The following is a 564-nucleotide window of genomic DNA, read 5'->3' as shown; positions in this document are numbered from 1 at the left end:
TTAACCACGCCTCGGCGAGGCCGGAATGCTGCCCTGATTCACTTGGTCGCGATCAGCCTCATGCTGGCAAGTCCGCCCCCTCCAGCTTAGCAAGAAAGCCGTCGCACCATCGATAGACATCATGCCCGATGAGACTGTTCTTCATTGCGCTCCAACGGTATTTCCGTTCCTCTGGCGACATGCGAAATGCCTTTTCCGTGGATGCCGCCACAGCCTCTGGGTCATAGGGATTGACAAGCACCGCTCCCTCCAATTCGCCAGCGGCGCCGGCAAACTGCGAGAGCACGAGAACGCCCGGATTGCTTGGGTCTTGCGCAGCCACGTATTCCTTCGCCACCAGATTCATGCCGTCGCGGAGCGGCGTCACTAGCCCAACGCGTGCCATTCGGTAGAGGCCAGCCAGTTCCCGCGGGCCATGGGAACGATTGGTGTAGTGTACTGGTACCCAATCGATGGTCCCAAGTTCCCCATTGACACTTCCCACCAGTTCGGCGATCTGCTTTTGCAGCGCCAGATAGGCCGGTATTTCCCCGCGGGATTTCGGGGTAATCTGCAGCAGTAGCG

General features: G+C 59.2%; 1 protein-coding gene. It reads right to left on the bottom strand.

The genetic code is table 11. From position 1 onward, the window contains the following. Window positions 1–58 precede the first annotated feature (58 nt). A partial coding sequence (locus AC0L28_RS34750; protein WP_473483006.1) for a trehalose-6-phosphate synthase occupies window positions 59–564 on the bottom strand: 506 nt, incomplete at its 5' end.

The organism is Mesorhizobium sp. WSM4847, assembly GCF_055811335.1.
The sequence above is the reverse complement of the archived record's forward strand: the minus strand, read 5'-3'. Positions and strand labels throughout refer to the sequence as shown.